Source organism: Microbacterium hominis (genome assembly GCF_013282805.1).
Lineage (GTDB): Bacteria > Actinomycetota > Actinomycetes > Actinomycetales > Microbacteriaceae > Microbacterium > Microbacterium hominis_B.
In genome coordinates this window covers 2,982,105-3,004,615 of sequence record NZ_CP054038.1, presented here as the reverse complement: position 1 = coordinate 3,004,615, position 22,511 = coordinate 2,982,105, and the positions used below count along the sequence as shown (strand labels likewise).

The window sequence follows — 22,511 nt, the reverse complement described above, 5'->3', positions numbered from 1 at the left end:
GGGGGTCTGCGATGGGGGTCGCAATCAGCGAGCACAGGGGCTTTTGCGAGCCCTGCTGTGCCTGGATTGCGTCCTGGGGGTTCGCACGATGTCTTCAGCTCTAGAGTTCCGCTCCACCGCCGCCCTTCCGCCGAACCTCGGCGAGGTCGTCTCGACCGTCGCCGAGGTCGCTCCACAGCCGCGCCGGCTCGGCTGGCGCCGGCGGCTGCAGTGGGGCATGGCGGCCACCGATGCCGCGGTCATCGCGCTCGCGGTGTACGTCGCCCAGCTCGTGCGCTTCGGCGCCCCCGGCCTCGGACCGACGATGCCGGGCATCGCGAGCGTCGACGTGGCGTACGGGGTGATGAGCATCGTGCTCGCGACGATCTGGCTCGTCTCCCTCTCGGCGACGCGGAGCCGGATGCTGCGCAACATCGGCACCGGAATGGTCGAGTACCAGCGGGTGCTGCAGGCCACGCTCGGCACGTTCGGGGTGTTCGCGATCGTCGCCTTCCTCGGCCAGCTCGAGATCGCGCGCGGCTACCTCGCGATCGCGCTGCCGCTCGGTCTCGCGCTGCTGATCGTGTCGCGGGCGGTGTGGCGCACCTCCCTGCACCGGATGCGCCTCGTGGGCCGCTGCATGACCGGGGCGATCGTCGTGGGCGGGCAGGAGGACGTGCTGCGCGTCCTGCACCAGCTGCGCCGCAACTACCGCGTGGGCTACCGCGCGATCGCGGTGAGCGTGCCGGGCGGCCGGCCCGCGGCATCCACCCGTCCCGCGTCGTCGGTGCGCGCGATGCCGTTCATCCCGTTCGACGAGGTGGCCGCGGTCTCCAAGCGCCGGCGCGCTCGCGCGGTGATCGTGGCGGGCGGGCTCCCGGGCGGCAACGAGGCGATCCGGCGGCTCGGGTGGGAGCTGGAGAACTCGCAGGTGGAGCTCATCCTCATGTCGAGACTCACCGACGTGGCAGGCCCCCGCATTCACATGCGCCCGATCAACGGCCTGCCGATGGTGCACGTCGACCTGCCGCAGTACTCCGGGTACAGCCACGCGGTGAAGCGGCTGTTCGACGTGTCGCTGGTCTCGGTCGCCCTGCTCCTGCTCGCGCCCGTGTTCGCGGCGATCGCGCTGGCGGTGCGCCTGGACAGCCCCGGCCCCGTGATCTTCCGGCAGGAGCGCGTGGGCGCGCACGGCTCGCGTTTCACGATGCTGAAGTTCCGCTCGATGGTGACCGACGCCGAGGCGCGACTGGCGGACCTTCAGGCGCAGAGCGACGGCAACGGCGTGCTGTTCAAGATGAAGGACGACCCGCGCGTGACCCGCGTGGGCGCGTTCCTGCGAGCGTACTCCCTCGATGAGCTGCCGCAGCTGTGGAACGTGCTGCGCGGCGACATGAGCCTCGTGGGGCCGCGCCCGCCGCTGCCGGCGGAGGTCGAGCAGTACGAGGCGCACGTGAGCCGGCGCCTGCTCACCCGCCCCGGCATCACGGGACTGTGGCAGGTCAACGGCCGCTCGAACCTCTCCTGGGAGGAGAGCGTGCGCCTGGACCTCTACTACGTCGAGAACTGGTCGATCACCGGCGACATCATCGTGCTCGCCAAGACCGTCAAAGCCGTCGTGCGCAGCGACGGCGCCTACTGAGGACGCCGCGGCGCGGCATCCACTCCCTCTCCAGCTCCACCTCACCACCTCGCCACCTCGCCACCTCGCCACCTCGCCACCGTACGAAGCACCACCGAAACAGCTCCACCGAACTATTGGGGGTTCGAGGACATGTCAGGTCTCATCGTTCAGGAATGGATCGAACGCTCCGGCGGCGCCGAGCAGGTGCTCGACGCGTTCCGCATCGCACTGCCCGACTCGCGCGTGTACGCACTGTGGAGCGACGACCCGGGCCGATTCTCGGCGACGGGGGTGAGCGAGTCGTGGATGTCGCGCACGCCGTTGCGCAAGCACAAGGCCCTGGGACTTCCGCTCATGCCCGCCACGTGGCGCATGGCCGGGGTGGCCGAACGGCCCGACTGGGTGCTCACCAGCAGCTACGTGTTCGCGCACCACTGCGACTTCGGCACCCGCGCGCGCGGCGTGCCCAAGTTCTCGTACGTGCACACGCCGGCGCGGTACCTGTGGGAACCCGATCTCGACGGACGCGGCAAGGGCGCGGCGCTCGCGCCCGCCCGCGCCGCGCTGAAAGCCTCCGACAGGCGAGCGGCCGCGCACTCGGGCGATCTCGCGGCGAACAGCATGTTCGTGCGGCGCCGGATCATCCGGTCGTGGGAGCGCGACGCCCGCGTCATCTATCCGCCCGTGCACGCGAACCGCATCATCGCAGGTGGCCGATGGGCGGAACGCCTGACGGCCGAGGAGCAGGCGACGCTCGCCGCGCTGCCCGAGCGCGGATTCCTCATGGCGGCCTCGCGGCTCGTGCCGTACAAGAGGCACGACGAAGTGGTGCGCATGGGCGACCGGCTCGGCATCCCCGTGGTCGTGGCCGGCACGGGGCCGGAGCGGGCGCATCTCGAGGCGCTCGCCGCCGCCGCCTCGGTGCCCGTGCACCTGCTCGGGTTCGTCTCGGACGAGATGATGCGCGCCCTGTTCCAGCGGGCGCTGGCGTTCGTCTTCCCGCCCGTCGAGGACTTCGGCATCGTGCCCGTCGAGGCGATGGCCGCGGGCTGCCCCGTGATCGTGAACCGCACCGGGGGAGCGGCGGAGTCGGTGATCGACGGGGTCACCGGATTCCACGTCGACCCCGACGATCCGTTCGAGGTGCGCGCGGCGGTCGAGCGCGTCGAATCGCTGTCGTCCGCAGCGGCGCAGGCGCGCGCGGCGGAGTTCGACATCGAGAACTTCATCGCCCGCGTGCGGGAGTGGATCGGGGCGGGAGTGACCGCGCGCGACCGCACCGCGAGCGGTCTGAACGAGCGGGTGCCTGCGGCCGCGTAGCGGGGCGACGTGTGCGGGCCCGGGCCGCGGCCGCGGGGCGGCGGAGTCAGCCGGCGGGGGCGGGGGCCGGCCGCGGGCCGGGGCGCAGAACTCCGGCCGCGGGCCGCGGGGTGCAGAACTCCGGAAGAACCGTGCCGATCGGCGTGGTGGGTGGCCGATTCGCGCGGATCGCGCCAGAAACTCCGGAGTTCTGCGCGGCCGGGGCCGCCCGGGGCGGCTCAGCCGGCGGGGGCGGGGACGGGGCGCCCGAACAGGGCCGCCTCGGCGTGCGGGTAGCCCTGCTCCCAGTCGCGGCGGCGGCGCCACACGGTCGTCCAGGCGCCGCGACGGCGACCCGTCACCTGCTCGAGCGCCGCGCGCACCGCGACGCCGGTCTTCAGCAGCAGCACGCCGGCGGCCGCGCGTCGCGGCCTCCACACCTTGCGGAGGTAGGTGACCTTGCCCGCCAGCACCATCGACCCCTTCGAGCTGCCCGCCGAGGACCCGCCCACGGTGTGGATGATCGCCGCCGGCGGGTAGACGAGCCGCGTCATGCCGTGGGCGGCGGCGCGCATGCTGAACTCCGCGTCTTCGCCGTAGAGGAAGAAGTCCTCGTCCATGCCGCCGAGCTCGGCGAAGTCGTCGCGCGAGATCAGCAGCAGGCACCCCGTGATGATCGGCACCTCGCGGATCGTGTTCCGCGGCCATCGGCCGAGCGATTCCGGGTCGAACAGGCGCGAGCGCTTGAACACGGTCGAGAGCATCGTGGCGTACATCGTCAGCGACCACAGCGACGGCGCTCCCCAGCACGAGGACGGCTCGAGGGTGAGGTCCCCCCGCAGGGTGCGGCCGCCGAAGACGCGGTACTGCGGGTTGTCGCGGGCGAAGGAGACGAGAGCGGGCAGCGACTCCTCGAGCATGAGCGCGTCGGGGTTCAGCAGCAGCACGAACTCGCCCTCCGCGACGGCGGCGCCGCGGTTGACCGCACGCGCGAACCCGAGGTTCTCGCCCGCTTCGATGACATGGATGCCGGGGTGGGCCGCGCGCAGGGCGTCGACACTGCCGTCGACGGAGCCGTTGTCGACGACCACGACGTGCACATCGAGGTCGCCGCGGGTCGCGAGCACCGAGCCGACGCAGGCCACGGTGTCGTCGCGCGTGTTGAAGTTGACGATCACCACCGTCACATCGGCGGCGGGCGGGAGGGGATCGACGGGATGCGGGGACCCCGCGTGATGCTCGGACACGATCGCTCCTAGGGCCCTAGAGGGCCACGGTCTCGAGGTCGGCGGCGCGCGCGGCCCGCCACCGGCGGGCGGTGTCGAGCACCGAGGGGCTGATGGCCTGGGGCTCTGCCACCACGGCCAGGCCCCGGTCGGCGAGGAAGGCGGCGAGGTCGTGCTGGTGCCCGTCGACGTGCTCGCCGAACGACACCGACCGCGGTGAGAGCACGGGCACCTTGCCGGCGGCCAGCGCCGCCAGTGCGGTGCCGGTGCCGGCGTGGCCGATGACCACGTCGGCCTCCCTCAGCGCCGCGTTCAGGCGTGCCGACGGCAGGGAGTCGACGGCGTCGATCGGCAGGTCCGACACGTCGGTGGAACCCACCTGCCACAGGGTCTCCACGTCACCGGGCACGGCATCCAGCGCCCTGCGGGCCCCGTCGATGAGCCGGCGGAACCCGTAGTCGCCGTTGCCGCCGACGGTCACGACGGCCCGCGAGATAGGCGCCGGATCCTCGACCGGCTCCACGCGAAAGCCGTCGAACACCGACAGGGCGTACCGCCACTTGTCGTTGACCGCGTGCGGGTACTGCACGTAGCGCTCGACCCACGGCACTCGCTCCATCACCTTGCCGGTGGCCGAGATGCCGGTGACGCGCGTCGCGCTCTCGATGTAGGTGAAGGGGAGGCGCCGGGTGGATGCCGGCACCAGCGCCGACAGCGCGATCTGCGCTCCGGTGCTGATGACGCGATCGATCCGGTGATCGCGCAGCGCCCGCTGGGCGATGCGGGTGTCCGCCATGACACCGGCGTAGTCGCGCGGCGGCCGGGTGGGCACGTGGTAGACCGTCTGGCCCTCGAGCAGCGACCGGCTCTGCGGGGTGTCGTTGGTCATCCACACCACGTCCTCATCCGCGACCCGCGGGGCGAGCATGGTCAATTGCGTGAGGTGCCCGCCGGAGATCGCGACCAGCAGCGTCGTCATGTCGCAGCCTCCTGCAGGGCGTTCCAGGCGAGCTCGGCGATCGCCTGTTCGCCGGCCACCGACGGGTGGAAGTAGTCGATGCTCGAGATCTGGTCGGGCGCGAACTCGTAGGCGTAGACGGCCCCGCCGTCGCTGACGCACGACACCTCGGCGGTGCACACCTCGGCGATGACGGCGTTGAGCTCCTGCGTGCGCAGTGCCACCGCGTCGCGCCGGGCCACGCTCTCCTCGTCGATGGCCTGGGCGTCGCCGAGCAGGTTGCGGCAGGAGGGGCTCTGATCCCAGCGGCCCACCGCCGTGGCATCCACATGTCCGATCTCCCAGAGCCGGTACAGGTCGGGGATCGACATGGCGAGGATCTGCGTGTCGGGCAGCGCCTCGTGGATCTTCGCGAGCAGATTGCCGTACGCGATGCGGAAGTTGTCCACCGTCGTCATACCGCTCACATCGGCGTCGCACACGTCGTTTCCGCCGAGCAGGATCAGCACGAGACCGGGGTCGGCGGCGATGACCTCGTCGACGCGGGCGAGCGCGTCGGCGACGGTGCCGCCGTCCTTGGCCTTATTGACGACCTCGGGGAAGGCGCCGGCCACCTCGCCGATGCGCATGGCGACCGAGCCGACGGCGGGATCGTCGCCGGTGGCCCAGCTCGCGGCGGAGCAGTGACCGGGCTCGGCGCAGGCGTTGACGCCGAGCGAGATCGAATCACCGAGCGCGCCCACCACGGTGACGTCGCTGAGTCCCGGCGCGGCGGGGATCTCGCTGAGGTCGACCGGGCCCGGCTCGGGCGCGGCCGCCGCACAGCCGATGAGCAGTGCCGCGCTCACGGCGAAGGCGGTCAGGGCGGTCAGCGCCCGCCGGGAGGTGCGTGCGGTTCGCGTCATGTCGGGCTCACCCTGCTCATCTCGTCTCGATTCCACGTGGCGGTGCTCGCGCGGGCGATCTCCCGCCGGGCCAGCAGGTTGGGCAGGGTCCAGCTCACGCAGTACACGCCGAAGGGCACCCAGAGCGAGGGATGCCGCACCACGCGCCGTACGAGATGGCTGCGGGATGCCGCGCTCGGCCCGTCGGCCTGCTGCAGGGTCGCGGGCAGCTCGGCGTTGCCCCGCGCGATGCGCACCGAGCGGCGCAGGTGCGTGCGCATGTCGGCGGCGCTGCGCACGGTGAACGAGTGGTCCGCGAGGGTCGTGCGCTCGGCCGGGAGGAAGAGCTGCTGCACGAACCGGTCGTCGGCGATGACCTCGGGCCAGCGCCCGAAGCGCGCGCGGCCGTCGGCCGAGAGCGCGTAGACGCCCGACCCGATGTGGCCGCTTCGGCGGTAGTCGCTGAGCTCCCAGATCCGGTAGTGCTGTCGCACGGCCCAGGAGGCGGCGGAGGTGTCGACGACCAGGCGCGGCGAGGCGATCTCGATGCCGTCGCGCTCGAGCGCCTCGGCCAGGGCGAACAGCGCCTCGGGGGCGATGCGCACGTCGGCGTCGAGGTACACCCGGGGAAAGGTCAGCGCCTCCTCGTCGCCCGCGTTGAGCGCCGCGATCTTCGACGCCGTCTCGACCTCGACAACGCGCACACCCTGGTACGACCGCGCCCGCGCGGCGGTGGCGTCGGTGCAGCCGTTGGCGGCCACCACGATCTCGAGCTCGTCTCTCCGGGAGTGTTCGGTGAGCGCGGTCAGCACGCGGTCGATCACCCCGGCTTCGTCGTGCGCGGGGATCACGACGCTCAGCGCGGCGCCGGAGCGGGCGGTCATGGCGTGCCCTCCGCGGTCGCGGACCCGGCGACGGGCGCGTCGAGGCGGGCGCCTTCCGGGCCGGCAGGCGCGGCATCCACCTCGGCAGCGAGACCCGCGCCGCGCGGGCGCCGCGGGGTCTCGGTGAGCACCCACGCGCCCACCGCGAGCAGCATCATGTGCACGAGGAAGGACTGGAAGAACCCGAACGCGTCGAAGAAGAACAGCGCCGCGCTGTAGCCGGCGAGCGACGTCGCGATCGTGAGGGCGAGCGAGGCGTGGCGCACCTCGGCCGCGTCGCGGAAGGCGAACACCAGCAGCATCACGACCGGCGCGAGCATGAAGACCGCGTAGCCGGCGACGCCGAGGGCGCCCGCCTCCATGAGCACGCTCAGCACCTGGTTGTCGAGGATGAACGAGTTCGCGTCGTCGCCGACGACGATCCGCGAGCCGAAGCCCTGTCCGAAGAAGGGCGCCTGCTGCACCTCGGCCATCGCCGGTTCGAGGTCGGCGAGGCGGCCGGCACCCCGCATCCCGGCAGAGGTGTACTGCGAGGCGATCAGCGTGTCGACATCGAAGAACGACAGCAGCATCGAGTCCACCTGCGCCGGCACGACGAACATCGCCAGCAGCAGCATCGGCACCGCGAACGCGACGATGATCCCCGCGATCTTCGGGCGCAGCAGCAGCGCGATGAGGAACATGACGCCCATCACCACGACCGCGGTGCGCGAGATCGCCGCGACGATCCCGCCGAACACGATCACGGTCGCCAGGCCATAGGCGATGCGACGGTTCCAGATGTTGCGCGGCCAGATGGCGTACTTGGCCAGGTAGATCAGCAGCGGGATGATCATGCACAGCATGACGGCGAGGGCGATGGGATGCTGCGCCGAGCCGTACGCTCGGTTGACGCCGGCGCGCGTGGCGTCGCCGCCGTCTTCGCGCAGCACCACCAGCGGCAGGAAGTTGGCGAGCATGAGGAAGACGTTCGTGCGGGCGACGCGCTCGATGATGGCGAAGAACGCGACGATGGTCGCCGACCACGCCAGCAGCATGAGGAAGCCGGTCACCATGCGCTCGCTGGTGAGCATCTGCCGCACGCTGACGAAGACCGACAGGAGCACGCCGAGCTGGAAGAAGCCGGAGAGCGACGTCGTCGCGAGCCCCTCCTCGACCAGGCGCGTGCCGTTGGCGATGAACGAGACGAGCAGCGTCGCCAGGAAGATCCCGAGCGGCCATCCGAACGCGATCGGGCGCCAGCGGCGCTGCCGGTCGAACAGGAAGGCCAGGCCCACCGCGATGATCGCGACGAAGATCATGAGCCGGTAGGCCTCGAGGGCGAACGGCAGCGGGATCGGCAGGGCGTAGCGGCGCGCCGGGATGAACATGATCGTCGCCGCGAGCAGGAACAGCAGAGCCGGCCAGGTGAACAGGATGCGGCGCAGCAGGATCACCAGCGACAGGCCCAGGAGCGCTGCGCCGGTCGCGATCGGCGGCAGGAGGATCACCGAGGCGATGACGATCGCCGCGAACAGCAGCGCGATTCCGGCGACGAGCAGCACGCGGCGGGCGGTGAGGGACGGGGGAGTGGATGCCGCGGGTGCGGCATCCACTCGGCCGGCGCCGCGCGCGGCGGCGTTCGCGCCGTCGGGTGCGGGCGTGGCGGGAGGGGTGTCGATCGTCACGGTGGATCCGTGGGAGCCGTCGTGTCCGGTGCCGGCGTGGCGCTACGCGCCCTCGCCGTCGTCGTCGCGGGGTGGCCGGTTGGCCCTGCGCGAGGACGCGCCCGTCGAGACCAGCTCGCGATCCTCCTCGGCGATGAGGTCGTCGAGCGGGAGCTCGTCGGCGGCGTCGGGGGTGGCCTCGGCGGGGCTCGCGGCGGCGGCCGCTGCGGCGGCCTCGGCCTTGGCCGCCTTGCGTCGCGCCGACTTCCCGCGGATGCCCGCGATCGAGAAGGCCAGCACCACGAAGGCGAGGAAGACGCCGAAGAAGGTCACGACGACGGGGATCGCCGGGTTCGACGAGTCGCCCTCGACGGCGGGGTTCAGGCCCAGCATCTCGACCTGCACCCGCTGCTCGGGCGCGATCTCCTGCGTGTCCTGCTGGGCGACCAGGTAGGCGACGAATTCGTCGGCGGCGGTCTGCGAGATCTCCTCGGCCCGTTCGGCCGTCGCGGCCGTGCCGACCGCCTCGAGCACGGGGAGATCGTAGCGGCCGGGGAAGCGCTCGTCGCCGGTGGGCTGGGTGGTGCGGCGCAGGGCCGAGATGGCCTCGGTCTCGTCGTCGAGCGTGCCGATGCTCGCCTCGACGGAGTCCTGCAGCGCGTCGCTGGAGATGATGTACGCGTAGACGAGCGCGTTCTCGGCGAGGTCGGTGACCTGCGGGTCGGAGGTGCCCTGCTCGATCGGAACACCGGGCACCTCGGCCTGGAACAGCGTCGAGGTCGGACTGGTCAGGAGCATGGTCGTGGCCGCGCTCCATGTCTTCTCCGCCCGGGGAGTCACCTCCCCGTTCACGACGGTGAAGCCGGCGAAGAACGCCGCCACCCCCGCCACGACGGCTCCGAAAAGAAGGAGCCACTTGTAGCCCCACAACACCTGCAGATACTTCGGAGTGTCCATCAGACACCTCTTTCCCTGTGTGGTCCGGGCGCGCGCGCCCGTGGATCCCCCAGCACCTCATCGGGCGGTCTTGCACCGGCTGTTCCACAGACCCCAAGGAACGACGGCCGACGTCGAGACGTGTCACCATCGTCGCCCCCGATTGTTAACTCCGCCACGTGCCAATGTTGCGCGGGTGTAAAGAGTGGGCGACATTCCCCCGAGCGGGTTGTGCCCCTCCCGCGCGCCCGCTCAGAGTGGGAGCCAGAACCGCGGGATCGCACGGGGACGGAATGCTCCCGCGGGGCCCGTGAGCGCAGCGGAACTGGGGGAGGTGGCGTTCTGGCAGTCCTGTACAGCTTTCCGCACGCCCTCGGTGCTCCGGGGATCGGCTGGACGGCATGGAACCAGGCCAACGAGCTCGTGCGCGCCGGAGTGCGGGTGCACGTGGTGGCGGCATCCATCGTCCGGCCGGTGGAGGGAGCGGCCTCGACGCGCTCGACCCTCGCCGTCGGCGGGCGTCGCATCCCGCACCGCGCGCTCGGCCGCGACCGCGCGCTGCGCTACCACGACTACGTCGCCTCTCTGCTGGTGCGCAAGAAGGACGTCGACGTCGTGCACGCCTGGCCGCTCGCGTCGGAGCGCACGTTCCTCGCGGCGCGCCGGCGCGGCATCCCGGGTCTGCGGGAGGTGCCGAACACCCACACCGCGCACGCGTACGAGGTGGTGGCGGCGGAGTACGCCGCGCTGGGACTGACCCCGCGCGCCGGAGCCAGCCACACCGCCGACGCGAAGCGCCTGGCCACCGAAGAGCGCGAGTGGGAGGCCGCGACCGCGCTGCTCGTTCCCAGCGACGCGGTCGCCCGCACGTTCCTCGACCGCGGGTTCGACCCGCGGCGGCTGCTGCGCACGCAGTACGGGTGCACGATCGCCGAGCTTCCGGCGCGGGATGCGCCCGGCGCGGCATCCCGTCCCTTCACGGCGGTGTTCCTCGGGCGCGGAGATCCGCGCAAGGGGCTCCACACCGCGCTCCGGGCGTGGCGCGACTCGGCCGCGGCGCAGACCGGCCGGTTCCTCGTCTACGGCGCTCTCGACCCCGACTACGCCGCCCATCTCGCCCCGCTGCTGGATCACCCCGGCGTCGAGGTGCGCGGGGTCACGACCGATCCGCTGGCGGCGCTCGCCACCGCCGATGTGATGCTGCTGCCCTCGATCGAGGAGGGGAGTGCGCTGGTCACGTACGAGGCGCAGGTCGCCGGGTGCGTGCCGCTGGTCTCCACCGCCGCCGGCGCCCTGCTCGAAGAGGGCGTCACCGGCCTCACGCACGAGGTGGGCGACGTGGCCACCCTCACCCGTCACCTCGATCTGCTCGTCGCCCAGCCCGAGGTGCGGGAGACGATGAGCGCGGCTGCACAGGCTGCGGCCGACCAGCTCAGCTGGGCCGCGGCGGCCGAGCGCCTGATCGAGGCCTACGAGGTCGCGGCCGCTCTGCGCGATCCTGCCCGGGGGAGCGTGCGCGACCATGCCCCGGCCTGAGGATGTCACGCTCGCGATCTGCACGCGCGAGCGACCCGAGATGCTCTCCACCGCGCTCGCCTCGTTCACCTCGGTGACCCCGCCCGGGGTGCAGATCCTCGTCGTCGACTCGGCATCGACCACCTGGCGCACGCGCGAGGTCGCCCGCGACGCCGGCGTCGACTACGTGCGCACCGACGTCAAGGGCCTCTCGATCGCGCGCAACGTCGCGCTGGAGGCGAGCTCCCGCCCGATCATCGTCTACACGGACGACGACTGCGCGGCCGTCGAGGGCTGGCTCGACCCCTTCCTCGCGCAGTTCGACGACACGGGTGTCGGGTGCGTCACCGGCCGCATGCTCGACCACACCCTCATCGGCGCGGGCACCTCGCGGCCCTCGCGTCGCTTCTCCCGCACGATCGAGGGACTGGATGCCGGACACGGCGCGATCATGGGCTTCCGCCGCGAGCGGGTGGTCGCCCTCGGGGGCTTCGACCCGGTGCTCGGGGCGGGACGCGCGCTCGCCGGGGCGGAAGACCTCGACATCTTCTGCCGCATCCTCGACGACGGCGCCGCGATCGTGTTCGACCCGGCGTGCGTGGTGCACCACGTGCACACCCGCGAAGGCGGCGCGTACACCGAGCTGCACCGGGGGTACGGCCTCGGGCTCGGCGCGCTGGCAGCCAAGTGGGTGCGCATGCACCCGCGCGTGGGCGCGACGATGATCGCGATCGTCGTCAAGCGCACGATCTCGCGGGTGTGGCGGTTCCGCTCCAACGCGCGGCGCCGCTCGGCCGACCTCGCGATGCTGCGCGGGTTCGGCCGGGGCGCCCTGACCGCCATGCGCTTCCCGCTGACCGGACGGGTGTTCGTCGACGAGCACCCGCCGGAGCCGATCACCCTGAACGTGTCGACCTCCTCCGGCGGTGATGAATCATGAACGGCGCCCCTGCCCGCACGGCCGAGCTGATCAGCTCGCTCGACGAGAAGTACGTGGCCAACGAGGTGACGTTCGCGGCGATGCAGGCCGCGGCGACGGTGATCGTGGATGCCGCCGCCCTGCGCGGCCCGGACGGGACGCTCGATCGCGCAGCGATCCGCCGTCGCATCGAGAAGCTCAGCTGGTTCGCCCCGGCGATGCGCCAGCGCCTCGTGTACACGCCGCTGCGCCTCACGACCCCCGCGTGGGTGCCGGTCGCGGCGATCGACCTGGATCACCACGTGCGCTTCCGCGACGGCATCGAGCCCGACGACCCCACCCGCGTGGAGCTGTTCACGGGGCGGCTGAGCCCCACGATGGACCTCAAGCGACCGCTGTGGGACCTCGAGTTCGTCGAGCTCGACTCCGGCCGCGTCGCCGTGATCATGCGGTACCACCACGTCGTCGGCGACGCGCTCTACGGCCTGCGCATCGGCGAGGTGCTGGCGGGGACCGCGCCGCTGGCCGACCCGCCGGAGCCCGGGGATGCCGAACGCGCCGCGCTCGGCATCCCGCCGCGCGGCGGACTCGAGGTGCTGAGTCTCGCGTTCGCGCAGTGGCGGGCGCGGCACGACGGCGTCGGCGCGATGTGGCGGGCGTATTCGCGCAAGCCGTTCCGCATGCGCCTTCGGCGGTGGGGCGGACGCCTGCTGCGGCCGCTCAAGAACGCGCTTCTGCGGCGGTCCGGCACCGTGGGCGGCGCCGGCGCCGGGCGCGTGTCGGCGTACGGTGTCGTCGACCTCACCGGCGCCACCAAGCGGGCGTACAAGCTCGGCGGCACCGTCAACGACCTCGTCGCGGCGGCCACCCTGCACGCGATGGCCGCGCAGCGGCCCGGGCGCGAGACCGTGTCGCTGCTGGTGCCGATCTCGCGACGCGGTGCCGGCGACGACCGGGTGCGCAACGCCATCAGCGTCGTGAAGGTGAGCGTGCCGGGGTCGGCGACCCTCGAGGAGATCGTGCCGAGCGTGCGTGCGCAGGTGCAGTTCGCCGTGGATGCCGGCGGCTCGGTCGTCGAGGGTCCGGCCGATCAGCTGGGCTACGCCACGTCGATGACGTGGGGGATGGCCGAGCGCTTCTTCGCCGGTGCCGCGGCGGTGCAGACGGTCACGGGGTGGCCGGCGGGCGACCCGCGCGACGAGGTCGCGGTGCTCGCATGCGCCTACCGCCGCGACCTCGTGATCAGCGTGACCGTGCGCGACACCGTCGACCTGCCCGCGCTCATGGCATCGCTGCGCGAGGCGCTCACCTTCGTGCCGGCGCCCGCCGCGAAGCGGGCCGCCGCGTGAGCCGGGGGCGCGACGCGCTGCGGTCGATCCTGGACTGGCGCACGTACGCGCAGGCCCTGCGGCTCGCGCACTTCAGCAGCTACTCCTTCGTGCGGCAGGTGCGCCTGCTCCAGCGGGGAGAAGGCGTGTCGATGGCCCCGAACGTGTCGTTCCGCAACGCGGAGCGGATCACGATCGGCGCCGGCACGCACATCGGCGAGTTCAGCCTCCTGTGGGCGGGCAACTCGAGGGGCCGTATCGACATCGGCGAGAAGGTGCTCTTCGCGCCGCATGTCATGGTGACGGCATCCAACTACGGGATCGAACGCGGACCCGTGCCCATCATGGATCAGCCCAAGGTCGAAGACGACGTGGTGATCGGCGCCGGAGCGTGGCTCGGCGCGAATGTCGTGGTGCTGGCGGGGGTGACGATCGGCGAGGGAGCGGTCGTCGCCGCCGGCGCCGTCGTGACCAAGGACGTTCCTGCGTTCGCGATCGCCGGAGGGGTTCCGGCACGCGTGATCGGCGAGCGCCCGTCAGGGGGAGACGAAAGGGCATGAAGTGGGGACACGATGGGGGGGCCCGGCATCGCACCGCCGGGCTTCTGGTCAGCGCGGCGATGGCCGTCGCGCTGCTGGGGGGTGGTTCCGCGGCCGCATCGGCGGCGGAGCCCGCGGGCGACTACACGGTGAGCTTCCGCTCGCCGGGCGCCCTCGACGCGGCGATCGCAGGCCTGTCGACGCCGCCCGACGCCGTGTACACGAGCGTCGTCAAGGGGTTCTCCGGGTCGCTGACGTCGGCCGAACTGGCGGCGCTGCGCGCGTCGTCGGGGGTGCGGGGGATCGCGGCCAACACGGTGGTCACGGGCGCGGCGCAGACGATCACGCCGGCGATCGGCACGGTGGAGGCCGATCTTCCTCCGACGAGCGCGCCCACGGCCGGCGCCTGGGGCGGCCCGGGCCTCGTGATCATCGATTCCGGCGTGAGCGAGCACACCGACCTGAACGTCGCACGGCAGATCAACTGCTTCGACACGGGCGATGGAACGGATGCCAATGGACACGGCACCGGGGTCGCGGGCGCCGCGGCGGCGATCAACAACACGGTGGGACTGGTCGGCGTCGCCGCGGGCGCGCCGATCACGTCGGTGCGGGTGCTCGACAGCAAGCTGCAGGGGACTCTCGCCACCCTCATGTGCGGGCTCGAGTGGGTCATGGAGAACCACGAGCGCTACGACATCGCCGTGATGAACATGAGCATGCAGTTCAAACAGCCCGATGACGGCGACTGCGGCTTCACGAACGGCGATCCGATCCACCAGGCGATCTGCGCACTCGTCGATGACGGCGTGGTGATCGTCGCCGCGGCGGGGAACTCGACGCGCGACCTCGCGGAGTACTCGCCGGGCAACTACGACGAAGTGATCACGGTCACCAACATGGCCGACTACGACGGCCGGCCCGGCTCGCTCGCCCCGCGCGCGTGCACGGAGTCGACCGCGCCCGCCGATGACAACATCAACCCGAAGAGCAACTGGGCGGTGTCCGCCGCTGATCGTGGACACACGATCGCGGCGCCCGGCACCTGTCCCTACACGACCAAGAAGGGCAATCGGTACGGCTACATCGCCTCGGGCACCTCGATGGCGGCTGCCGTGATGTCGGGGGTCGTCCTGGCGTGCTTCGACGAGGGCTCGTGCGCCGGCCGCACCCCGGACCAGGTGTTCGACGTGCTCGAGAGCCAGGCGCAGACGGCGGCGACCACGCGCGGTCAGCGGTTCGGTGGCGATCCGCTGAGCCCGGTCTCGGGCCGGTACTACGGCTGGCTCGCCTCGACCGTGCCGTCGGGGTCGGCGCCTCCGATCACGCCGACGCCTAGTCCGACGCCGAGTCCGACGCCGACGCCGAGTCCGACGCCGAGTCCGACGCCGAGTCCGACGCCGACGCCGACGCCGAGTCCGAGTCCGACGCCCTCTCCGAGTCCGACGCCCACCCCGACGCCGACGCCGGCGCCGGACACGCAGGCGCCGACGGCCGTGATCACGTCCCCCACCAGCGGATCGACCGTGTCGGGCAACGTGACCGTGGTCGTGTCCGCGAGCGACGACGTCGGCGTGACCGGCGTGACGCTGTGGTCGGGCTCGACGCGCCTCGGCACCCTCGCGCGGCAGGCCGACGGCACCTGGCGGGCGACGCTGCCGTCGGCAAACTATCCGAACGCGACGTACCCGGTGCACGCGCGGGCCACCGACGCCGCCGGCAACACCGGACTCAGCCCGACGATCACCCTCACCCTCCGCAACTGATCTCCCCAGGATCTTCGGGGGTCGCTGCGTGCGGCATCCACTCGTGTGATGTCGCAGTACGTGACCCCCGAGGGCGCGGCGGATCGGGGTGGGGTGGTTTGTGGGGCGCGTCGTGCGGCATCCACTCGGGTGATGTCGCAGTACGTGACCCCCGAGGGCGCGGCGGATCGGGGTGGGGTGGTTTGTGGGGCGCGTCGTGCGGCATCCACTCGGCTGGCGCCGCAGTACGTGACCCCCGAGCGCGCGGCGGATCGGGGTGGGGTGGTTTGTGGGGCGCGTCGTGCGGCATCCACTCGGCTGGCGCCGCAGTACGTGACCCCCGAGGGCGCGGCGGGTCGGGCGGGGTGGTTCGTGGGGCGCGCTGCGTGGCATCCACTCGTGTGATGTCGCGGCAGGTGACCCCCGAAGGCACGGCGGATCGGGCGGGGTGGTTCGTGGGGCGCTGCGCGCGGCATCCACTCGTGTGATGTCGCAGCAGGTGACCCCCGAAGGTCTGGCGGATCGGGGCGGGGTGGTTTGTGGGGCGCGTCGTGCGGCATCCACTCGTGTGATGTCGCAGCAGGTGACCCCCGAAGGTCTGGCGGATCGGGGCGGGGTGGTTTGTGGGGCGCGTCGTGTGGCATCCACTCGTGTGATGTCGCGGCAGGTGACCCCCGAAGGCACGGCGGATCGGGGTGGGGTGGTTTGTGGGGCGCTGCGCGCGGCATCCACTCGTGTGATGTCGCAGCATGTGACCCCCGAAGGTCGGGCGGATCGGGGTGGGGTGGTTTGTGGGGCGCGCTGCGCGGCATCCACTCGTGTGATGTCGCAGCAGGTGACCCCCGAAGGTCGGGCGGATCGGGGCGGTGTGGTTCGTGGGGCGCTGCGCGCGGCATCCACTCGTGTGATGTCGCAGCATGTGACCCCCGAAATCAGCGGCGCGCGGGCCCGCGTAGGATCGAGCGATGGGCAACGACGACGCGATCCCGGAGGCCGGCTGCGGTGACGCGTGCGGCTGCGGCGCTCCGTCGCGGGAGCAGTTCGTCGCGCTCACTTCCCGAGTGGATGCCGCGCCCACCGCGCCCGCGACGGGCGGCCGTCACCGCATCGAGCAGGCCCTTGTGCCGGCCGGGACGTTCACCATGGGCGACTCGTCGGGCGACCGCAACCCCGGCGACGGCGAGGTGCCGCAGCACGAGGTCGAGCTCGACGGCTTCTCGATCGACGCGACCTCGGTGACCAACGACGACTTCGCGCGCTTCGTCGCCGACACCGGGTACCGCACCGAGGCGGAGACGTTCGGCTTCTCCGCGGTGTTCCACCTCGCGCTCGCGGCTCCTCCCGGCGACATCATGGGCCCGGCCGCGGGCACGCCCTGGTGGGCCGGCGTCCGCGGTGCGGACTGGCGTCATCCGGGCGGTCGCGACTCCGACCTCGACGGTCTCGGCGACCACCCGGTCGTGCACGTGAGCCACACCGACGCGCTGGCGTACTGTGCCTGGGCGGGGCGGCGGCTTCCCACCGAGGCGGAGTGGGAGTACGCCGCGCGGGGCGGACTGGAGGCGCGCACGTATCCGTGGGGCGACGAGCGGCCCGACGCGGGCGGCACGTGGCGCGCCAACATCTGGCAGGGCGTGTTCCCGCGGACCAACACCCTCGACGACGGCTACCTGACCACCGCGCCGGTGCGCACGTACGCGCCCAACGGGTACGGACTGTGGCAGCCCGTCGGCAACGTGTGGGAGTGGTGCGCCGACTGGTTCGATCCGGGCTACTACGCGATCTCGCCGCGCCGCAATCCGACCGGACCGCCGCAGGGCCAGGCCCGTGTGCTGCGGGGCGGCAGTCACCTGTGCCACGACTCGTACTGCAATCGCTACCGCAACTCCGCGCGCTCGCAGAACACCCCCGACTCGTCGATGGGCAACGCCGGCTTCCGCACCGTCGGCCTCTGAGGCCCGCGGTCTCGCCCCACCAGGTGCCGCAGGTCAGCGTCCCGGGTGCTCGATGCGCTCGGCGGCGACCTCGGCATCGCGCAGCTCGGCCGGGGTCGCGGCATCCATTCGGAGCCCCTCCTCGACGAGCGCGGACTCCGCGGGCGAAGGCGCGTCGGCCGCGGCATCCTTCCCGCCCTTGGGCTTGCGCATCTGCTTCACGAAGCCCATGATCTGCGCGAAGTCGCGGCGGTAGGCGGGGATCAGCAGCAGCGGGCCGAGCACGAGCACGCCCGCGGCGCCGCCCACGAGGATCTCGAAGATCGCGATGAGGTCGACCGCGCGGGTCGCGGCGAAGGCGGCGCCGAAGGCGAGCAGCGCGAACACCAGCGGGCGCAGCACCGGGTAGATGATGTCGCCGGCCTTCACGAACGTGCCGCGGATCGCGAACGCGAACCCGGGGATCAGCAGCAGCGCCGACAGCACGCCGTAGGTGACCGTCAGTCCGACGATGCCGCCCCACCAGATGCCGAAGACGAAGCCGGCGACCACGAGCGGCCGCGCGACCAGGTCGTAGAGGAGCTGCTGGTGCGAGCGGCCCATCGTGATGAACAGCCAGCCGCGCACCTTGCCGATGCCCTGCGCGATGCCGGCGATCGCGAGGATGCTGAAGAGCATGGCGGCCTCGTCCCACCCCGGGCCGAGGAGGATCGCGAACAGCGGCCCCGAGATGGTGGCGAGGATCGCGTACGTCGGGAGGGTGAGGTAGCCGATCACCAGCAGCGCACCGCGGATGTACCGGCGGTAGCGGTCGGCGTCGTCCTGCAGCTTGCTGAGCACCGGCAGGGCGACGCGGCCGATCGGCCCGTTCAGCTGCTGCAAAGGCATGAGGAAGAGGGCGTAGGCGCGCGAGTACTGGCCGAGCACGGCAGGGCCGAGCTGCTGGCCGATGATGACGGTGTCGGCATTGCGCTCGATGTAGTTCAGCAGCTCGGCGCCGAAGATGCTCCCGCCGCGGGTGACCAGAGGCACGACATCCCGATGGATGCGGGGCCAGCCGGGCGACGGACGGACGGCCGCCCACAGCATGACCAATCGCACGATGATCCCCGTGCCGACCAGCAGGATGAGCGCCCAGTACCCCCAGCCGAGGAGGCCCGCGGTGATCGCCACGATCACCCCGCCCACCATCGACACGACGTCGATGCGGGCCAGCATCGCGAAGCGCAGCTCCCGCGTCGCGCGGGCCTGCAACGGCATCGACAGTCCGTTCACGATGAGACTCGGCGCGATGACGAGGGTGATGAGCACCAGCTGCGGCTCGTCGTACAGCACCGCGATGAGCGGGGCGCACGCCGCGAGGATCGCTCCCATGAGCGTGCCGAGCCCGAGGGCCAGCCAGAACAGGCTCCGCCACGCGCGCTCCGAGATCTCCCGCGCCTGGATGATCGCGCCGGTGAGCCCGAAGTCGCGGACGAGGTCGATGATCCCCGAGATCGCGGTCACCATGGCGACCAGGCCGAAGTCCTCGGGCGAGAGGAGGCGCCCGAGCAGCATGATCGCCGCCATCTGGATGAGCGTCTTTCCCCACATGCCGCCCATCGTCACGGCGATGCCGCGCGACGCGCGGTGCGCGAGGTTGCCCGGAGCGCTCATCTCATCCCTCTCGGGTCGTCACGTCATGACCAGATCTTCTTCAGGTACGCATCGGTCGGGGTCGGGGTGAGGCGGTCGAAGTCGGCGGCCGTCCACGAGTCCATGCCGGTGTCGACCGTCCATCTGCCCGAGGCGACCGGGTTCCGCGAGGCCGCGTCCGCGTACGAGACGCGCGTGTTCGACACCGTGCCCCACTGGCTGCGGTACATCGACCCGAAGATGTAGGAGTCCTTCGCGTGGAGCTGTCCGGGCTCGCCGATGCCGTTGATCGCCTGGGTGAGCTTCGGCGTGTCGGCGTTCGACGGCTTCGGGTAGCGCACCCGCATCGCGGTGGCCTGCGAGGTGAGGATGCAGTGGTCGACCGTGAGGAAGGGCGTTCCCTTGTTCGGGTCGTCGGTGCGCATCCCGCCGATCTGGAGCGCGCAGTTGAGGGAGCCGAAGAACGTCGTGTCGCGCACGGTCAGACCGCGGTACCAGCCCGACCCGTACATCTGCAGGCTGTCGACGTGGTCGTCGGCGCCCGTCGGGCGGAACACGGGCGCGCAGTAGCATCCCTCCCACACGCAGTCCTTGATCACGCAGCCCTTGCCGGCCGCGTATCCCAGCGGATCGGCGATGTCCGCCTTGGCGCCTGACATCACGATCTCGTACGCGCCGCAGCCGGTCGTCGTGGCCCCGTACGAGGAGGCCATGCGCAGCCCCTTGCTCATCTTCGACTGCGCCCACGCGGTGCGCGTGCAGTTGGTGAGGAGCACGTCGGTGCCGTCGATGCGCGCGAAGGTCACGCCGCGCACGTCGCGCAGCCGCGCGGCGTCCCCGATCTTCACCGTGCCCCAGCCGTCGCGCGGCGAGACGAGCACGTTCTTCGTCCACGCGGCGTTGCCGACGTTCTGCAGCACCGCGGTCGAGCCCGAGGAGGCGCCCACGCCGGGAAGGGTTCCCGGTCGCACCGTGATGTGCACGCCTGCGGCGGCCTGGCTGGAGGTGACGGCCTTGATCGCCGTGGCGATGGCCGACCACGAGCACGCCACCTCGACCACTTTGGGGATCGTCTCACCCACCCACGGCGTGTGGGAGGGCCAGTGCGTGCCGTTGGGGCCGAAGGAGCGGATCACCGCCGGCCGCGCCGAGAGCGCCGCGGGCGACCCGATCGTGGGAGTGGAGGTCGACGTCGGTGTGGGAGTGGATGCCGTCGGAGACGGCGCCGACTGCGCGGTCGGCTCTGCAGCGCACGCAGCCAAGGCAGCCGCGGGTGCGGTGGCCAGGGCCAGGCGCACGAAAGCCCGCCGGCTCAGCGGATTCGGTTCTCGGGTGCTGGTCATGTCACGCCCCTTTCATCATGGGTGGCTGCTGGATCGGGATCTGTGGGACGGGCATCGGCGTCCGCGCGGTGCTCGGCGGCCGGCGTCGTGACCGGCGTCGTGACCGGCGTCGTGGCCGGCGTTGTGACCGACGTTGCGGTCAGCGGCCGCGGCGGGCGCGCCGGCCACGCGAAGAGGATGTTCAGCGGGGGCGCGAGGCGAAGCATCCACACCGTCGCGACGCCCGCGCCGAGGCCGCCCGCCATCCCGCACACCAGCGCGATCCAGGCATTGCCGGTCAGGCCGCCGAGGGCGACTCCGGCCGATGTGGGCCACCAGTGGACGATGTAGAAGACGAGGCTGTCGCGGCCGACGGCGCGCAGGGGGCGGAAGGCCCGCAGACCGCCCCAGCGCCGGGCGAGCACGATGGCGATCACGATGGAGCCGGCGGCGAACGGGGCCGAGAGCGCGCTGTAGCGCAGGCCGACGCCGAGCGCGGCGGCCGCGACGGTGCCGAGGGTGAGGATGACGCCGCCCCACAGCACCCAGCGTGCCGCGACCGCAACGCCCGCCCACAGCACGGACTTGGCCGTGAGAACCCGCTCGAGCGATCCGGGATGCCGTGAGAACCACACGCCCACCATGAAGAACGCGAGCAACAGCGTGAAGCGGCGAACGCCGAAGTCCGGCACGATCGCCGCCGCCAGCAGCGCCGCCCCCGCGATCCACAGTGGCGGGACGCGGGCCGTGACCAGGGCGATCAGGTAGAAGAAGAACAGGTCGTAGAGGAACCACAGGTGCTCGACCGGGTCGTACAGCGGCAGCAGGAGGTCGGCGGCGCTGACCGTGTGCTCGGTGACGCCGCCGATCACGCCCTCGCGGAGTCCGAACGCGTAGAGCAGTCCGATCGCGATCGCCGACCACACCAGGTACGGCCAGAGCACGCGGCGCACCTTGCCGGCGGCGAACCTCTGCCACCCGCGCGCCAGCGACGGGGCGACCAGGAGTCCGGAGAGGAAGACCATGAGCGGCATGCGCGCCGGTGCGAAGACCGTGTTGGCGATCCACGCGGCCTCGGGCGCTCCCAGCGCGCTCGTTCCCGTGAACAGCACCGCGTGGTTGAACACGACGAGCACGATCGACGTTCCTCGAAGGACGTCCATCCATTCGATGCGGGAGACCGGAGGAGCTGCCATGAGCGCCGGGTTCCGTTCGCGGTGCGACCCGGTCAGGCCCTGCGACGTCGCTGGAAGGCGGTGCCGACGGCGATCGCGATGAGGGCGGCGAGGCCCGCGCCGATGGCTCCGGTGATCGTCATGCCGGTCGCCGCCAGCGCACCCCCGCCGCCATCGCTGGAACCTGCAACGGGGGTGCCGCCGCTGGCGGTCGGGCTCGGCGTCGGTGTGACCACGCCGCCCTGCGGGGTGGGCGTGACCGTGGGGGTGGGCGTGACCGTGGGTGTCGGAGTCGGTGTGGGCACGCCACCCTGCGGCGTCGGCGTGGGCGTGGGCGTGGGCGTCGGCGTCGGCGTCGGCGTCGGCGTCGGCGTCGGCGTCGGCGTCGGCGTCGGCGTGGGCGTGGGCGTCGGCGTCACGGTCGGCGTGGGCGTCAGGGTGGGCGTGGGCGTCACGGTGGGCGTCGGTGTCGGCGTGATGGGAGGCGTCGGGCCGGGCTCCGTGTCGCAGCCGATGAAGGTGACGCGAGGGTCGGGATAGCTGACCGTGCCGGTGGTCCACACGGGCGTGGTGTCGGACGCCGTCGCGAAGCCCCACGCGATCGCGGAGGCCTCGGCGAGGTTGGCGCAGGTGTGCGGGCCGAGCGTCACCGAGTACGTGCGCACCTCGCCGGCCTCGTATCGGCTCGGACCGAACGAGTAGACCGTGCCGTCGGGAGCCGTGACGGATGCCGATCCCCACGCGGGCACGTCGGAGAGGTTCTGGGTGAAGACGTCGATGTCCACTCCCGAGGTGGTGAACTCCAAGGTGACCGATACGTCACCGACGATGTCGGCCGCGGCCGGGAGCGCGCTCGTCACGGCGAGTGATCCGCCCAGGATCGTCGCGGCGATACCGGTCGTGATGGAGCGTCTGCCTACCGCCTTCATGTGTTCCCCATTCCCATCGTCCGCACTGCTGCAC

Annotated in this window: 18 protein-coding genes; 8 read left to right on the top strand and 10 right to left on the bottom strand. The window is 71.9% G+C overall.

The window, feature by feature from the left end:
• Positions 1–88 precede the first annotated feature (88 nt).
• Positions 89–1,621 (top strand): sugar transferase, encoded by a 1,533-nt coding sequence (locus tag HQM25_RS13595; protein WP_172990725.1) that lies wholly within the window; start codon positions 89–91, stop codon positions 1,619–1,621.
• A gap of 132 nt (positions 1,622–1,753) precedes the next feature.
• The gene (locus HQM25_RS13590) at positions 1,754–2,923 is read left to right on the top strand and encodes a glycosyltransferase (RefSeq protein WP_172990724.1); all 1,170 of its coding nucleotides are present in this window, start codon (positions 1,754–1,756) and stop codon (positions 2,921–2,923) included.
• Positions 2,924–3,141: 218 nt separating this feature from the next.
• Here HQM25_RS13590 and HQM25_RS13585 read toward each other — a convergent pair whose 3' ends face one another.
• From HQM25_RS13585 to HQM25_RS13560, 6 genes are read right to left on the bottom strand one after another with little or no spacing between them, the layout of a single operon-like run.
• A complete protein-coding gene (locus tag HQM25_RS13585) occupies positions 3,142–4,149 on the bottom strand; it encodes a glycosyltransferase family 2 protein (protein ID WP_172990723.1) in 1,008 nt (335 codons plus the stop codon).
• A 16-nt stretch (positions 4,150–4,165) separates the two neighbouring features.
• Positions 4,166–5,107, bottom strand: coding sequence for a glycosyltransferase (locus HQM25_RS13580; RefSeq protein WP_172990722.1), 942 nt, complete (start codon positions 5,105–5,107; stop codon positions 4,166–4,168).
• Positions 5,104–5,991, bottom strand: a complete 888-nt coding sequence (locus tag HQM25_RS13575) for an SGNH/GDSL hydrolase family protein (RefSeq protein WP_172990721.1) — start codon at positions 5,989–5,991, stop codon at positions 5,104–5,106. The genes HQM25_RS13580 and HQM25_RS13575 overlap by 4 nt, the downstream gene beginning before the upstream one ends.
• Positions 5,988–6,854 (bottom strand): glycosyltransferase, encoded by an 867-nt coding sequence (locus HQM25_RS13570; RefSeq protein ID WP_172990720.1) that lies wholly within the window; start codon positions 6,852–6,854, stop codon positions 5,988–5,990. Before HQM25_RS13570 ends, HQM25_RS13575 begins: the two co-directional genes overlap by 4 nt.
• Positions 6,851–8,521, bottom strand: coding sequence for an O-antigen ligase family protein (locus HQM25_RS13565; protein ID WP_172990719.1), 1,671 nt, complete (start codon positions 8,519–8,521; stop codon positions 6,851–6,853). The genes HQM25_RS13570 and HQM25_RS13565 overlap by 4 nt, the downstream gene beginning before the upstream one ends.
• Positions 8,522–8,563: 42 nt before the next feature.
• Positions 8,564–9,457: a hypothetical protein gene (locus HQM25_RS13560; protein ID WP_172990718.1), complete on the bottom strand. Its 894-nt coding sequence runs from the start codon at positions 9,455–9,457 to the stop codon at positions 8,564–8,566.
• Between the two features lie 402 nt (positions 9,458–9,859).
• On the opposite strand from HQM25_RS13560, the gene HQM25_RS13555 reads away from it, so the two are divergent.
• From HQM25_RS13555 to HQM25_RS13535, 6 genes are all read left to right on the top strand, one after another.
• The gene (locus tag HQM25_RS13555; RefSeq protein ID WP_172990717.1) at positions 9,860–10,972 is read left to right on the top strand and encodes a glycosyltransferase family 4 protein; all 1,113 of its coding nucleotides are present in this window, start codon (positions 9,860–9,862) and stop codon (positions 10,970–10,972) included.
• A complete protein-coding gene (locus HQM25_RS13550) occupies positions 10,959–11,891 on the top strand; it encodes a glycosyltransferase family 2 protein (protein ID WP_172990716.1) in 933 nt (310 codons plus the stop codon). The genes HQM25_RS13555 and HQM25_RS13550 overlap by 14 nt, the downstream gene beginning before the upstream one ends.
• Positions 11,888–13,219 carry a wax ester/triacylglycerol synthase family O-acyltransferase gene (locus HQM25_RS17880; protein ID WP_254359349.1) on the top strand — a complete coding sequence of 444 codons (1,332 nt, stop codon included), beginning with the start codon at positions 11,888–11,890 and terminating at the stop codon, positions 13,217–13,219. Before HQM25_RS13550 ends, HQM25_RS17880 begins: the two co-directional genes overlap by 4 nt.
• Positions 13,216–13,758: an acyltransferase gene (locus HQM25_RS13545; protein ID WP_254359347.1), complete on the top strand. Its 543-nt coding sequence runs from the start codon at positions 13,216–13,218 to the stop codon at positions 13,756–13,758. The genes HQM25_RS17880 and HQM25_RS13545 overlap by 4 nt, the downstream gene beginning before the upstream one ends.
• The gene (locus tag HQM25_RS13540; RefSeq protein WP_172990714.1) at positions 13,755–15,503 is read left to right on the top strand and encodes a S8 family serine peptidase; all 1,749 of its coding nucleotides are present in this window, start codon (positions 13,755–13,757) and stop codon (positions 15,501–15,503) included. Before HQM25_RS13545 ends, HQM25_RS13540 begins: the two co-directional genes overlap by 4 nt.
• 944 nt (positions 15,504–16,447) lie before the next feature.
• Entirely contained in the window at positions 16,448–17,437 is a 990-nt protein-coding gene (locus HQM25_RS13535; RefSeq protein WP_172990713.1) for a formylglycine-generating enzyme family protein, read from the top strand.
• Between the two features lie 33 nt (positions 17,438–17,470).
• On the opposite strand, the gene HQM25_RS13530 is transcribed toward HQM25_RS13535, so the two are convergent.
• The 4 genes from HQM25_RS13530 to HQM25_RS17630 are packed head-to-tail and all read right to left on the bottom strand — an operon-like array spanning position 17,471 to position 22,477.
• Positions 17,471–19,072 (bottom strand): lipopolysaccharide biosynthesis protein, encoded by a 1,602-nt coding sequence (locus HQM25_RS13530; RefSeq protein ID WP_172990712.1) that lies wholly within the window; start codon positions 19,070–19,072, stop codon positions 17,471–17,473.
• A 23-nt stretch (positions 19,073–19,095) separates the two neighbouring features.
• A complete protein-coding gene (locus tag HQM25_RS13525) occupies positions 19,096–20,394 on the bottom strand; it encodes a hypothetical protein (protein ID WP_172990711.1) in 1,299 nt (432 codons plus the stop codon).
• On the bottom strand, positions 20,391–21,569 hold the full coding sequence (locus HQM25_RS13520; RefSeq protein ID WP_172990710.1) for an acyltransferase family protein: 1,179 nt from the start codon (positions 21,567–21,569) through the stop codon (positions 20,391–20,393). The genes HQM25_RS13525 and HQM25_RS13520 overlap by 4 nt, the downstream gene beginning before the upstream one ends.
• Positions 21,570–21,601: 32 nt before the next feature.
• Complete coding sequence (locus tag HQM25_RS17630) at positions 21,602–22,477, bottom strand: hypothetical protein (protein WP_217275148.1); 876 nt, start codon at positions 22,475–22,477, stop codon at positions 21,602–21,604.
• Positions 22,478–22,511: the final 34 nt, after the last annotated feature.